Source organism: Bradyrhizobium sp. Pha-3 (assembly GCF_042258325.1).
Classification (GTDB): Bacteria; Pseudomonadota; Alphaproteobacteria; order Rhizobiales; family Xanthobacteraceae; genus Bradyrhizobium; species Bradyrhizobium elkanii.
This window is the reverse complement of sequence record NZ_CP170151.1, coordinates 6,990,221-7,003,403: the sequence shown is the minus strand read 5'-3', so window position 1 is coordinate 7,003,403 and position 13,183 is coordinate 6,990,221. Positions and strand designations below refer to the sequence as shown.

The window sequence follows — 13,183 nt, the reverse complement described above, 5'->3', positions numbered from 1 at the left end:
CAGGCCGGACTGGTCGGGCCTGGTCCTCATGAATTGCAAAGGTAGCTCTTCTCGATGTTGATCCTGGAATTCCTGGTCAAGCGGATCGCGCAGGGCATCCTGATCGTCTTCATCACCTCGTTGATCATCTTCACGCTGCTGCGCGTGGTGCCGGGCGATCCCGTGCGCCTGATCGTCGGCGGCATGGCGCCGCCCGACGTGGTGGAGAAGGTCGCGACCAAGATGGGGCTGCGCGACCCCATCATCGTGCAATATGGTCGGTACATGCGCGGGCTGGTACAGGGCGATCTCGGGCAATCCTATTTGCGGCCGCGCAGCGGCATGATCGCGACCGGCGGGCAGTATGTTGACCCGACCAAGTCGGATATGGCGCCGGTGATCGATCTCATCCTCGAACGCCTGCCGTTCACGCTGCAACTGGGCGGCATGGCGCTCGTGTTCGCGCTACTGCTGTCGTTTCCGATCGGCATCGCGGGCGGGCTGCACCAGCATCGCTGGCAGAATGCGTTGGCGTTCGGAATGCAGTCGCTGTTCGTCTCGATTCCGAATTTCTGGCTCGCGATCGTTCTGATCCTGTTTCTGTCGGTGAAACTGAAGCTGCTGCCGGCACTCGGTTACCAGGGATTTTCCTATGTCATCCTGCCGGCCTTCGTGCTCGCGGTGGAGATCGCCCCCTTCATCATCCGCACGCTGACGACCTCGCTCGGCGAGGTCATGCAAGCGCCGTTCATCGATGAGGCGCGGGTGCGCGGCCTGTCTCGCCGCCGCATCGTCTATTCGCACGCCCTACGCAACGCGGCAGTGCCGCTGGTCAACCTGCTCGGGATCCAGCTTTCGACGCTGATCGGCGGCGTTCTCGTGATCGAATACATTTTCGATTATCCTGGCCTCGGCAATCTGACCGTGGTCTCCGTCGTCGGGCGCGACTTTCCAGTCATCCAGGGCATCGCCATCACGACCAGCGCCGTCTTTGTCTTCATCAATATCATCGTGGATTTGGTCGCTTATCTGATCGATCCCCGCGTGGAGATCTGATCATGACGGCTACCACGATCATCGCCGAGGAGCCCGCCTTACCGGCGGCCCCAACCCGTTCGGTCAACCGCCGTATCGTGGCCGCCGCCTGGCGCATGCCGAGCTTCAAGATCGGCTTCATCATCTTCATGGCGCTGGTGCTGGCCTCGGCCATCTATCCCGAGGTGTCCTCGATCAGTGCGACCAAGATGGTGGTGAAGGACAAGTTCATGTCGCCGGTCTTTCTCGGCGACAAATGGACCTGGGATCATCCGCTGGGTACGGATCAGCTCGGCCGCGACATGCTGATGCGCAGCCTGATCGGCCTGCGCTATTCGCTGCTGGTCGGCGTCGTCACGGTCCTGCTCATCTTCGTCATCGGCTGCGGCCTTGGCCTGTTTGCCGGCTTCAAGGGCAAATGGTGGGACACCGTCATCATGCGGATCACCGATGCCCAATTGTCGATTCCGATGATCATCCTGGCGATCACCATTCTCGGCGTGTCGCGGCCGACGGTGCCGACCATCATCATCGTGCTGGCGCTGTCCGGCTGGCCGCTCTACGCGCGTGTGGCGCGCAGCGCCGCGGTCACCGAGCGCGGCAAGGAATATGTCCGCGGCCTGCGCGTGCTCGGCGCCGGGGACTGGCGGATCCTGTTTCTGTTCGCCGCGCCGAACATCCTGCCGCCGATCGCATTCGTCGCCGTGCTCGACGTCGCACGCATGATGATCTTCGAAGCGATCCTCGGCTTCCTGGGGCTCGGCATCCAGCCGCCGACGCCGAGCTTCGGCAGCATCATCGCCGACTCCCGCAAATACCTGATCAATGCCTGGTGGATCGCGACCACGCCGGGCGTGTTCCTGGCTATCGCGCTTACCTCGATCAACCTGATGGGGTCGGCGCTCGAGAAGGCGCGCAACCGGATCTATGGAGGTCTCTGAGATGGATCTCTCGCTCATTCTGGAGGTTGACGACCTCACGGTCGGTTCTGCGACACCGGGCGCTGCGCCGATCCTCGATCACATCTCCTTCCGCCTCAACACGTCGGAGATCTTCGGCATCTATGGCGAAAGCGGCGCCGGCAAGACCGTGCTCAGCCGCGCATTGGCGAACTGGCTGCCGCAAAGTCTGGCGTATCGCTCCGGAGGGGTCACCTTCGCCGGCCAGGACATTCTCGGCGCCGGGGCGCGCGAGGTGCGGATCGGCCGCGACATCGCCTGTATCGGCTCCAAGCCGCAAAGCTCGCTCGATCCGACGATACCGGTCGGGACCCAGATCGCGGAAAAGCTGCACAGCGTCAGGCCCGAATGGAATCCGCGCGAATGTCGCGAGCGGGTCGTGCAGCTCCTCGGCGAGGTCCGGATTCCATCGCCGAAAGAGCGCTATTGGGACTACCCGGCAAAATTCTCCGGCGGCATGATGCAGCGCGCGATGATCGTGGATGCGATCTGCGCCGAGCCCGCCGTTCTGATCGCCGACAACATTACCCAGCCGCTCGATGTCACCATCGCGGCACAGATCGTGGCGCTGCTGCACGACCTGTGCCTGCGCCACAGGATGGCGACGATCTACCTTTCGTCGTCCTTGCCCACGCTCGGCCAGTTCGGGGACCGCACGGCCGTGCTCCATCAGGGCCGGTTCGTCGAGCAGCAGGCGTTCGCCGACCTGCTCGCCGCGCCGCAGACCGACTTCACGCGCAAGGCCATTGCCAGCGTGCCGCGCATGTGGGCGACCACGGAGGGCCCGCCGGCCCGCCGCAAAGCGCAAGACGAATTGCCCCTGATGAAGGTGGAACACGTTGTTCGGACCTATCGCGCACGCAAGCGGGGCACGTTCAATACCTACAGCAACGTGCAGGCAGTACGCGGCGTGACGCTCGACATCATGCCGCGCGAGAATTTCGGGATCGTCGGGGAATCCGGCTGCGGCAAGTCGAGCCTCACGCGCCTGCTGGCCTGGCTCGAGATTCCCGACAACGGCAGCATCGTCCTCAATGGCACGTCGCTCGGGACGTTGTCGCCGCGCCAGCTGATCCGCACCCGCAGCGAATTCCAGCTGCTGCTGCAGGATCCGTACAACGCGCTGCCGCCGCGCACCACCGTCGGCCGCATGATCGAGGAGAGCCTGCTGATCCGCGGCAATGTCGCCCGTGCGGAGCTGCGCAGCCGGGTCATCGCGGCGATGGCCGAGGTCGGTCTTGCCGCCGAGCTCTATGACCAGCTCCCGAACGCGCTCTCCACCGGCGAGCGCCAGCGCATCTCGATCGCGCGCGCCCTGATCCTCGATCCCAAGCTGCTGATCCTCGACGAAACCTTGTCCGCGCTGGATCAACGCGAGCAGTCAAGGCTGATCGACCTTTTCTCGAAGCTGCAGGAGAAGAACGACCTCACCTATGTCTTCATCTCCCATGATCTCGCAATGGTGCGCAGGGTCTGCACGCGCATTGCCGTGATGTATCTCGGTGAGATGGTCGAGATCGCCGACAACCGCGAGCTGTTCTTCGATCCCCAGCATCCCTACACCAAGGCATTGCTCTCGGCCGCCCCCACGCTGGAGGAGAAGCCGTTCAACCCCGCGGACTTCCTGCTGGAGGGCGAGCCGCCGAGCCCGATCGATATCCCGGCGGGATGCAGCTTTGCCTCGCGCTGCCCGAAGGCGTTCGGCCGCTGCCGGCTGGAGACGCCGAATCTGGTCGAACGCGCGCCGGGGCGCTTTGCCGCCTGCCACCTCCTCGACGGCGAGCCGGCGCAGGCCGCGGCCTGAGCTCTCAGGGGCGCGGCTTGAACGGCCAGTTCATCGCGAACGAGCGCATGTCTTCCAGCGCCTTGGTCACCTGCAGCACGCCGAGATCGTCGAAGCGGTGCCCGGTCACCTGGACGCCGATCGGCAAATGGCGGGAATCGAATGCCATGCAGACGGTGGAGGCGGGCTGGCAGGTCTGGTTGAACATTGCGGTGAACAGCGTGTGCGCGAGCGGCATCTCGCGCGACACGCCGGGCTCCTCGGCCGGGAAATTCACCACCGGCAGCGTCGGGGCGATGACATAGTCCCAGCCCTCGAAGGCCGCGAGCATCGCCGCCTTCATCTTGGCGATCTGGCCCAGCGCCCGGTAGAGGTCGGCGCCCGAATGTTTCGCCCCACCAAGGCACCATGCGCGAACGTAGGGATTGATGTCGCGTGCGGTGTCGCCATGCGGCGGCAGCGACGCATATTCGAGATAGCCGCGCACCTGGAGGAGCAGGTCGATCGGCGCATAGGCGTCGTCGGTGAGCGGAGAGGTGAACGGCTCGACGATCGCGCCGGCGCCCGCGAGCAGCTTGCCGGCCGCTTCGACCGCGCTGCGAACCGCCGCCTCCGCCTTCATGCCGAAGCCCATGTCGGTGAGGACGCCGATCTTCAGTCCCTTCACGTCGCGCTTCAGATGCTCGTGATAGCGCACGCCATTGGCGGGCAGGCTCCAGGTGTCGCGCTCGTCCTGCCGCGTCAGCACGGTCAGGAGGCGCGCGATATCATCCACGCTGCGGCCCATCGGGCCTGCCATGCGCATGGTGTCGGCCGGCAAATGCGGCACACGGCCATGGGTCGGCTTCAGTCCGGCCAGTCCGCAATGGGCGGCCGGAAGGCGGACCGAGCCCGCGATATCCGTGCCGACGGAAACATAGCCGGCGCCGGCGGCGACGGAGGCGCCTGCGCCGGCCGACGAGCCGCCGGTATTCCAGGCGAGCCCCCAGGGATTGCGGGTAACGCCGTGCAGCGAGCTGATGCCCGACGCCATCAGGCCGCAATCCGGCATCGTGGTCTTGGCAAAGATCACCGCGCCGGCCTCGCGGAGCGCGATCGCCGGCGGCGAATCGTAGTTGGAGGGCAGCAGGGCACGGTTGGCGCCGATGCCGTGAAAATAGGGCCAGCCGATCATGGCGACGCTGTCCTTGACGGTCATGGGGACGCCGTCGAGCGGACCCAGCGCCGCTCCCGCCTTCCATCGCGCTTCCGAGCCTTGCGCGCTTGCCATGGCTTGCTCCGGACGGAAGCAGAACAGCGCATTGATCGCGGAATTGACCGCCTCGGCATGGCCGAGCACGGTTTGCAACACCTCCACCGGCGACAATGCGCGCGATGCGTAGGCCTCCGTCAGCCCCGCAAGGCTCATCCCGATCAGTTCCGCAGCAGACATCTTGGCCTCGACAAATGGTGTTTTGGATCAGTGTCCGGATAGCGAAAGTCGCCCCCGTCGGGGTAGTGCCGCTGCCGCAAGGGCATGATTTGGTGGAGTGCGAGGCATCCCTTTTGCATCTGTCTTGATCGAATTTGTCTTGATCGAATTTGTCATCAAACCGGGAGGCCCGCGACAAGCTGGCCGAATGGCACCCGCGAGAGATCAGAAGTCGTCATGAGCCAGTCTGGAACGCAAATCGTCACGGTCCGGAACTACATTGCCGGGCTCCCGGGATGGGGGACGGGCGATATCGTGATCGAGCCCGCCATTCCGGTCCTCGCCTCGCCAAGCTGGCGCGGGGTCGACGGCGCTCCCTGGCGCGCCACCAGGAATGGAAGCGGCGAGAGCATCTTCATCAAGAGCATGGATGTGGATGCCAAGCTCTACATCGACGTTGCCTGCGCCTTCGAGGCGGCCCGGCGCGCATCCGATCTCGGTATCGGTCCCAAGGTGCTTGCGGCGGATCCGGACGCGGGACTTCTGGTCATGGAGGATCTCAACCGTGGCTGGCGGGTCGGCACGCTGGAGCGGATGCTGGAGCCGAAGATCGTCGACGCGGTCATCGCGGCGCGGCGCCTGTTCCAAGCAGGGGCGCCTCTGCCGCGGCGCATGGGAGTCTTCGACGAGATCGAGCATTTCTACAAGGCGGCAAAGGCCGCGAAGGCGCAACTGCCCTCGGATGCGGGATGGCTGGTCAAGGAGCTACGTTTTGCGGCCGATGCATTGAGGAAACTCGACATCAAACCGGTGCCGATCCATGGCGATGGCAATGTCTCGAACATCCTGATCAGCGACACCGGCGAGGTTCGCCTGATCGATTGGGATCGCGCCACGACGGCCGACCCGCTGGAGGACCTCGGCAGCTTCCTCGTCGAAGCCTTCGCGCAGGAGCCTGAGGCGCGCGAGGCCTTCAGCCGCAATGCCGGCGGATTCGACGAGCGCGCATTCAGCCGCGCCCGCATCTACGGTGTGGCGGATGATCTGCGCTGGGGCCTGATCGGCGCCGTGCTCGCCGCGCGGTCGGCGCGCAACACCTTTGAGTTCTACAAGTTCGCCAGCTGGCGCTTCGTGCGTTGCCGCATGACGGTCCGAGAGCCGCGCTTTGGCGAGATGCTTCGGAGGATCGCATGACTGTCCGCAGGAAGCTCGGCGAGGGAGCGACAGTCCACGAGCGCAATGTCGAGGCGGCGATCGCCCGCGTGCCGCAATGGCACGGCAAGGGGGCGGCCTATACCCCGCTGGTCGGCGGCCTCATGAATCAGAACTGGCTGGTCGAGATATCCGGCGATGGACGGCGCTACTTCATCAAGGTGCCCGGCGAGGGCTCGGAGATGTTCATCGATCGCGTGACAGCCAACGAGGCTGCGCGCAATGCCCACGCCATGGGCGTTGCGCCCGAGGTGATCTTTTTCGACGCCGCGGACGGGCTCGAGATCAGCGAGTTCCTCGAAGGCTATCGCGCCTGCACCAATGCCGATTTCGGCGATGCCGCCATCCAGGCCGACGTTCTCGACCTTTACCGCCGCCTGCATGCCGGCCCGAAGCTCGGCCAGACCAAGACCATCTTCGACATGATCGAGGAACATATCGAGCAGGGCAGGGAGCTCGGCGCGCATTTCCCGCAGGACATGCCCTGGCTGATGCATCGCTACAATCAGGCCAAGTCGGCGTTCCTGGCGTCGGGTCTCGATCTTGTGCCGTGCTTCAACGATCCGATGCCGGGCAATTTCCTGATCTCGGCGGAATCAGGCGCCCCAAAGCCGATGAAGCTGATCGACTACGAGTTCGCTTCCAACAACGAGCGTAGCTATGAGCTCGGCGTCCTGTTCGCCGAGATGTTCTTCGACGAGCATCTGACGGAGGCCCTGATCGAGCAATATCTGGGCGAGGCGCGGCCGCAGATGGTCGCGCGCGTGATCCTTAACCGGGCGCTCGCCGACATGAAATGGGCGTCATGGGCGGTCGTGAACCGGAAGCTCAAGGACTGGGATTTCGACTATCAGAAGTACGGCGTCTGGAAATACATGCGCGCCCGTGACGTGATGTACGATCCCCGCTGGGACGGCTGGTTGCGGCTCGTCTGAGCCGCGCCGCAGGATGGTCTCCGCGACCTATTGATCGAGGATCGCGAGTGCCTGCTCGAGCAGGCTGTCGTTCGCAGCCGCGATGACCCGGCCATCGGAGTCCGGCGACAGCGGTTGCCCCTGCCAGTCGCGGACGATGCCGCCGGCGCCCTCGACCACCGGAATCAGCGCCATGAAGTCGAACGACTTGAGAGAGGTTTCGACCACGAGATCGCAGTGGCCGGATGCGAGCAGGCCATATTGGTAGCAGTCGCCGCCAAATCGCCGGAACATGGCTTTCTGGCTCAGCGCGTCGTAGCGAGCCCAGTCGCCCGGCGTGAAGAAGTCCGGCGATGACGTGTAGATCTGTGCGTCTTCCAGTCGCGTCGTGCGGCTCACTTTTGCCTGCTTGCCGTTGAAGGTGGTGCCTTGCCGGGTGCCGTACCACCGCTCCGCCAGCGCGGGCATATCGATCATGCCGGCGGCGACCGAGCCGTCTTTCTCGTCGGCGAGCGCGACGAGCGTGCCGAACAGTGGCATGCCGGAGATGAAGCTCTTCGTTCCGTCGATCGGATCGAGATACCAGGTGTAGCGGTCCCCGGCAGTCGATCCCGTCTCCTCGCCGAGGATGCCGTGATCGGGGAAGCGCGCGCCAATCAGTCGCCGTAGCTCCATCTCGATCGCACGATCGGCGATGGTGACCGGCGTCAGATCCTGCTTGCGTTCGAAGTCGACGCTGGAGCGGAAGTGCGTCACGGCGATCCTACCGGCGACGTCGGCAAGTTCGTTGAAGAACGAAGCGAGCTCGCTTGCGGATAATTTGTCTTGAATGTCGTCCAATGATCGCTCCGGTCGGGAGGCACGCCGGCGTCGCGGGACGCTCGACGCCTTGCCTTGGGATGGGGCGCTACGCCGTCTCGTGGACCGGCTGCTTGTCGATCTCCCAATAGGGGGAGCCGTATCCGTTGCGCGGCGCCACCCGGGCAGCAGGGCTCTTCGGCTGCGGCGAGCGCGCGCTTGCGGCCGGCTGCGGCGGCGCCACCGGCGTCTGGCGAACGTCGCGCGGCGCCACCTTGAAGTGCCGGCTGAAGCAGCGCGAGAAATGCGACACGTTCTTGAAGCCGACCTCGTAGGCGACCTCCGATACGGTCCGCCGGCCCTTCGGGTCGGCGACCAGGATTTCATAAGCCCGCTGCAGCCGCTTGGTCTGAACGAACTGGCTGACCGTGGTCTCGTTGTCGTTGAACAGGCTGTAGAGATAGCTGAGCGAGATGCGGCTCGAAGCCGCGATCTTCTTCGGCGACAGCGACTGGTCGCCGAGATGGCTCTCGATGAAATCGACGATCCGGCGGCGCAAATGATAGCGCGCGTTGCGTACATCGGTTGCCGCGCCGCGATCCTCTGATCCGATCGTCAGCGCGACGAAGCTGATCATTTCGGTCGCGAGCGCCTGGGGGTTCGGCGGCGGCGAGGCGACGAACAGCTCGGCCACGCTGCGGATCATGCCCGCGAGCAGGTGCGTCATCTGTTCGTTCGGCTTGAAGCGCCGGCTGATGTGATCTTCAACCGAGACCAGCCGGCCGCGCAGCTCGGCGGCCGGAATGCGCAGCATCAGGAAGCGCGCGGTCTTGTCAGACGACAATTCGTAGAAGGCGAGCTCGCTGAGCAGGACATATTCGCCGGGACGGGCGATCCCGATGCGGCTGTCCTGGCTGAATGCGACGCATCCGGTCAGGGGAAACACCAGCACATAGGCGGCATCGTGGATGCAGGCGACGCGTTCCCAGTTGCGGGCAAAGGCATGATCCGGCCCGATCAGCTCGAGATCGAGGCGTCCGATCCGGGTCCGCCAATCCTGCGTGGGACCGGGGTCCTTGTTGTTGCCAGCATGAAGGCCGGTGTGGTCCTCGCAGGAAGCAACAGATGTCAGGCGTGCCATGGCTGGGCCTTTCTCAGGGTTGCGCAACAATGATCTCCGTTCCGGCCGCACGGAGAGCGGTTGCCAGGGCTCCCTCTGGTTGCCGATCGGTAACCAGACGATCGATATCGGTCCAATGCGCGAAGACGGTGAGCGCACGCTGGTCGAACTTGCTGTGATCGGCCACCAGGATGGCTTCTGCGGCGCGCTTGGCCATCGCGCCATAGATTGCCCCGGCCTCGTCGTCGGCATCGTTCGCACCGCGCGCGCTGATGCCGGTCGCGCTCACGATGGCGCGGTTGGCCTCATAGCTGTTGATGTTCGCGATCGTCTGCGTGCCGAACACATAGCCTTCGTTGGGGTGATAGCGGCCGGGACAGCAGAGCACGCGGATCGACGGATTGACGGCCAGCGCGGCCGCGATCGCGTAATCATGGGTGATCACGGTGACATCGTGCGCGCGCGAAGCCAGCCGTCTTGCGATGTGAAACGTGGTAGCGCCGGCGCCGAGCATCAGCACTTCGTTCGGCAGGATGAGGTCGGCGATTACCGCGGCCATCGCCTCGCGCTCGGCGATCATGATCGCCTTGCGATCGGTCAGCGCCGGCTCGAGTGCGAAGGGACGGGACGCCCCGCCATATGTGCGGTTGATAAGCTTCTGCTCCTGAAGCTCCATCAGATCGCGCCGGATGGTCTCGCCGGAGACGCCGAGCACGGCGGCGAGCTCGGAAGCCCGCAGCGTCGGCGCGGCGGTGAGTTGCGAGATGATGTGCTTGTGGCGCGCGAGCTTCGAGAGGCGGTCGCCGTCGGCCTTTCGTGGCCGCTTGTCGGCCGCAGCAGGGACGTCATCAGTCATTCCGCTGTCTCTCCGGCTGCAAACCTCTCCAGCGTCCGCCTCATGATCGTTCCCCAAGCGATGTTGTGAGTCCACACCAATTATGTGGCAAATTCCCCATTTTTTGGGCGCCGCGCTGCCTATGCTCTTCGCAAAGGGATCGCAGTGATCGCATAAGGTACTGAAACATATGTAATATGTTTTTGGAATGCGGAACGCATGCCTGACGTTCTGATGTCTTGTGCCTGCAATCCGCTTTTCAATTGTGGGAATTCGCACATGGACCCAAGGTCGTAGCGGAACGGCTGGGGCATGATCTCTGCAGGGGACGGCTTTGGTCCGCGCAGGCCGCGGGCCAAAGGGAAGGCGGGCGATGCAGCAGGAAAAAGAGATTCTGGCGTTGAACGCCTTCGATCAGGGCCGGGTGTCGTCAATCGACCCGGCGCTCGGCGAGGCGGTGCAACGGCGCCTGCGTTCCTTCGGAAAGGCCTCGGTCCTGTTCTACCAGGAGCCGATCCGGATGGCGCGCGCTGAAGGCGTCTACATGTTCGACGTCGATGGCCGGCGCTATCTCGACCTCTACAACAACGTCCCGTCGGTCGGGCATTCGCATCCGCGCGTCGTCGAAGCGATCAGCCGTCAGGCCGGCCTGCTCAGCACGCACACACGCTATCTCAACGACGTCGTCGATGGCTATGCCGAGCGTCTCCTTGCGACGTTTCCGCGCGGGATCAATCATCTGGTTCTGACTTGCACCGGCAGCGAGGCGAATGACCTGGCGCTGCGGGTTGCGAAAGTGGCGACCGGGCGGACGGGCTTCATCGTCACGGAGACCGCCTACCACGGCAACAGCACAGCCGTGACCGATGTCTCGCCGTCTTCGCGTCCCGGTCAGCCGCTGCCGCCCCACGTGCGCGCCGTTCCCGCACCCGAGATGTATCGCAATCCGGTCGGCGATCCTGGCCAGCGCTTCGCTGAGAGCGTTGCCGCAGCGATCACCGATCTTGAGCGCAGCGGCTTCGGCTTTGCCGCGCTGCTGGTCGACACGATCTTTTCGAGCGACGGTATCTATGCCGACCCTGCCGGCTTCCTGGCACCCACCGTGAAGCTCGTCCACGACCGTCAGGGACTGTTCATCGCCGACGAGGTCCAGCCCGGCTTCGGACGAACCGGGGCGGCGATGTGGGGCTTCGCGCGCCATGGCGTCGTCCCCGACATCGTCACGATGGGCAAGCCCATGGGCAACGGCTTTCCGATGGGCGGCGTCGCCATGCGCGCCGCGCTGCTCGATGGCTTCGCCGCGGAGGTGAAGTACTTCAACACCTTCGGCGGCAACCCGGTGGCCGCGGCCGCAGGCCTTGCCGTGCTCGACGTCATCGAGGACGAGGGCCTGATGCAGAACGCGCGCGAGGCCGGCCGTCAACTGATGGATGGATTGCGTGAGATCGGCAATCGCCACGTGACCATCGGAGACGTTCGTGGCGCCGGCCTGTTCATCGGGCTCGAGCTGGTGCGCGACCGCGACAGCAAGGAGCCCGCGGCGGAGCATGCGAGCCTGCTGATCAACCGCCTGCGCCAGCGCGGCATCCTGATCGGTGCTGCGGGTCCCTTCGGCAATACGCTCAAGATTCGTCCGCCGCTGTGCTTCGGCAAGGACCACGCCGACATATTCATCACCGCTTGCGACGAGGAGTTGCGCGAGATCGCCGCGTCCTGACGCGATCGCCGATAGCCCGCGATGTCACCAAAGCCGAAGATTTGATCACCATGGATGCAAGAAGCATAAAAACCGCCGCCGAGGCGAAGGCTCTTGTCGAGGAGCGGGGCTTGTCCCACGTCAAGCTTGGCATCGTCGATCTCGACGGTGTCATTCGCGGAAAATATCTCGCGCGCGACAAGTTCGTCGGTGCGCTTGAGGCGGGCTTCAGCTTCTGCGACATCGTGTTCGGCTGGGACTCCAACGACCAGATGTACGACAATGGTGCGTTCACCGGCTGGCATACGGCCTTTCCCGACGCGACCGCGCGCATCGATCCTTCGACCTGCCGCGATGTGCCGACGGAAGAGAACATGCTGTTCTTCCTCGGCGAGTTCGAGGGCGCCGCGGCCGGGCTGTGTCCGCGCCGGCTGCTGCGCCGCATCATCGATCGCGCCGAAGCCATGGGGTTCTCGCCGTCCGTGGCCGCGGAGTTCGAGTTCTTCGTGTTCGACGAGACACCGCACAGCGTGCGCGAGAAGGGCTTTCGCGGCCTGAAGAATCTCACGCCGGGCTGGTTCGGCTATTCCATGCTGCGCGCCTCCGTCGAGTCGGAATTTCATCGTTCGCTGCTCAAGCTCTGCAACGAGATGGACATGCCGGTCGAAGGCCTGCACACCGAGACCGGACCCGGCGTGCTGGAGGCCGCGATCCAATACACCGATGCGCTCGCCGCTGCCGACCGCGCCGTGCTGTTCAAGACCTTCTCCAAGGTCTGGGCCGAGCGTCAGGGCAAGATGCTCACCTTCATGGCCAAGTGGTCGAACACCTATCCCGGGCAATCCGGGCATCTGCATCTGTCGCTGCGCGACCGGGACGGCAAGCCGGTCTTTCACCAGGGCGGCAGACCCGGCGACATGTCCGACATCATGCGCTGGTTCGTCGGCGGCCAGCAGGCGCTGCTGCCGGAGCTGCTTGCGATGGTTGCCTCGACCGTGAACAGCTACTCGCGCCTGATCCCCGGCTTCTGGGCGCCGACCGACGCGACCTGGGGAATCGAGAACCGGACCTGTGCGTTGCGCGTCATTCCCAGCAAGCCGTCGAGCCAGCGCGTCGAGTACCGCGTCGCCGCCGCCGACATCAATCCGTATCTCGCGATCGCGGCTGCGCTTGGATCGGGCCTCTGGGGAATCGAGCACCGGATCGAACCGGACGAGCCGATCACCGGCAATGCCTATGACCGCAAGCATCCGCCCGAGCGCGCGTTTCCGCGTACACTGTCGGAAGCGGCTTATCGGCTGGTCGCTTCGCAGGCGGCGCGCAACCTGTTCGGCGACGTCTTCGTCGATCACTACGCGATGACGCGGCAGTGGGAGGAGCGCGAGTTTCGCAAGGCCATCACCGACTGGGAGCTCGCGCGCTACTTTGAGATCATCTGAGA

General features: G+C 64.6%; 11 protein-coding genes. 7 read left to right on the top strand and 4 right to left on the bottom strand.

Annotated elements, in window-relative coordinates; genetic code table 11:
• Positions 1–54: 54 nt before the first annotated feature.
• The 3 genes from ACE10X_RS33445 to ACE10X_RS33435 are packed head-to-tail and all read left to right on the top strand — an operon-like array spanning position 55 to position 3,777.
• A complete protein-coding gene (locus ACE10X_RS33445) occupies positions 55–1,035 on the top strand; it encodes an ABC transporter permease (RefSeq protein WP_038382902.1) in 981 nt (326 codons plus the stop codon).
• 2 nt (positions 1,036–1,037) lie between these two features.
• Complete coding sequence (locus tag ACE10X_RS33440; protein ID WP_038382903.1) at positions 1,038–1,955, top strand: ABC transporter permease; 918 nt, start codon at positions 1,038–1,040, stop codon at positions 1,953–1,955.
• 1 nt (position 1,956) lies between these two features.
• Positions 1,957–3,777 (top strand): ABC transporter ATP-binding protein, encoded by a 1,821-nt coding sequence (locus tag ACE10X_RS33435; protein WP_304556653.1) that lies wholly within the window; start codon positions 1,957–1,959, stop codon positions 3,775–3,777.
• 4 nt (positions 3,778–3,781) lie between these two features.
• Here ACE10X_RS33435 and ACE10X_RS33430 read toward each other — a convergent pair whose 3' ends face one another.
• The gene (locus ACE10X_RS33430; protein ID WP_038382909.1) at positions 3,782–5,188 is read right to left on the bottom strand and encodes an amidase; all 1,407 of its coding nucleotides are present in this window, start codon (positions 5,186–5,188) and stop codon (positions 3,782–3,784) included.
• Positions 5,189–5,404: 216 nt separating this feature from the next.
• Here ACE10X_RS33430 and ACE10X_RS33425 point away from each other — a divergent pair, with 216 nt between their 5' ends.
• Both ACE10X_RS33425 and ACE10X_RS33420 read left to right on the top strand, forming a co-directional pair.
• Positions 5,405–6,361: a phosphotransferase family protein gene (locus ACE10X_RS33425; protein WP_038382910.1), complete on the top strand. Its 957-nt coding sequence runs from the start codon at positions 5,405–5,407 to the stop codon at positions 6,359–6,361.
• On the top strand, positions 6,358–7,314 hold the full coding sequence (locus ACE10X_RS33420; protein WP_038382911.1) for a choline/ethanolamine kinase family protein: 957 nt from the start codon (positions 6,358–6,360) through the stop codon (positions 7,312–7,314). Before ACE10X_RS33425 ends, ACE10X_RS33420 begins: the two co-directional genes overlap by 4 nt.
• A gap of 27 nt (positions 7,315–7,341) precedes the next feature.
• Here ACE10X_RS33420 and ACE10X_RS33415 read toward each other — a convergent pair whose 3' ends face one another.
• From ACE10X_RS33415 to ACE10X_RS33405, 3 genes are all read right to left on the bottom strand, one after another.
• Complete coding sequence (locus ACE10X_RS33415) at positions 7,342–8,133, bottom strand: inositol monophosphatase family protein (RefSeq protein WP_051002816.1); 792 nt, start codon at positions 8,131–8,133, stop codon at positions 7,342–7,344.
• Between the two features lie 67 nt (positions 8,134–8,200).
• A complete protein-coding gene (locus tag ACE10X_RS33410) occupies positions 8,201–9,232 on the bottom strand; it encodes a helix-turn-helix domain-containing protein (RefSeq protein WP_038382912.1) in 1,032 nt (343 codons plus the stop codon).
• Positions 9,233–9,245: 13 nt separating this feature from the next.
• Positions 9,246–10,067 carry a DeoR/GlpR family DNA-binding transcription regulator gene (locus tag ACE10X_RS33405; RefSeq protein WP_038382913.1) on the bottom strand — a complete coding sequence of 274 codons (822 nt, stop codon included), beginning with the start codon at positions 10,065–10,067 and terminating at the stop codon, positions 9,246–9,248.
• A 352-nt stretch (positions 10,068–10,419) separates the two neighbouring features.
• Here ACE10X_RS33405 and ACE10X_RS33400 point away from each other — a divergent pair, with 352 nt between their 5' ends.
• Together ACE10X_RS33400 and ACE10X_RS33395 are read left to right on the top strand one after the other, a co-directional pair.
• Complete coding sequence (locus ACE10X_RS33400) at positions 10,420–11,763, top strand: aspartate aminotransferase family protein (RefSeq protein ID WP_038382926.1); 1,344 nt, start codon at positions 10,420–10,422, stop codon at positions 11,761–11,763.
• A gap of 110 nt (positions 11,764–11,873) precedes the next feature.
• Positions 11,874–13,181: a glutamine synthetase family protein gene (locus tag ACE10X_RS33395; RefSeq protein ID WP_244435703.1), complete on the top strand. Its 1,308-nt coding sequence runs from the start codon at positions 11,874–11,876 to the stop codon at positions 13,179–13,181.
• Positions 13,182–13,183 lie beyond the last annotated feature (2 nt).

What these genes read in the sequence shown, in the direction of transcription:
- ACE10X_RS33420 (WP_038382911.1), top strand. Translation starts at nt 6,358, where the DNA reads ATGACTGTCCGCAGGAAGCTCGGCGAGGGAGCGACAGTCCACGAGCGC.
- ACE10X_RS33405 (WP_038382913.1), bottom strand. Translation starts at nt 10,067, where the DNA reads ATGACTGATGACGTCCCTGCTGCGGCCGACAAGCGGCCACGAAAGGCC.
- ACE10X_RS33440 (WP_038382903.1), top strand. Translation starts at nt 1,038, where the DNA reads ATGACGGCTACCACGATCATCGCCGAGGAGCCCGCCTTACCGGCGGCC.
- ACE10X_RS33435 (WP_304556653.1), top strand. Translation starts at nt 1,957, where the DNA reads ATGGATCTCTCGCTCATTCTGGAGGTTGACGACCTCACGGTCGGTTCT.
- ACE10X_RS33400 (WP_038382926.1), top strand. Translation starts at nt 10,420, where the DNA reads ATGCAGCAGGAAAAAGAGATTCTGGCGTTGAACGCCTTCGATCAGGGC.
- ACE10X_RS33425 (WP_038382910.1), top strand. Translation starts at nt 5,405, where the DNA reads ATGAGCCAGTCTGGAACGCAAATCGTCACGGTCCGGAACTACATTGCC.
- ACE10X_RS33430 (WP_038382909.1), bottom strand. Translation starts at nt 5,188, where the DNA reads ATGTCTGCTGCGGAACTGATCGGGATGAGCCTTGCGGGGCTGACGGAG.
- ACE10X_RS33445 (WP_038382902.1), top strand. Translation starts at nt 55, where the DNA reads ATGTTGATCCTGGAATTCCTGGTCAAGCGGATCGCGCAGGGCATCCTG.
- ACE10X_RS33410 (WP_038382912.1), bottom strand. Translation starts at nt 9,232, where the DNA reads ATGGCACGCCTGACATCTGTTGCTTCCTGCGAGGACCACACCGGCCTT.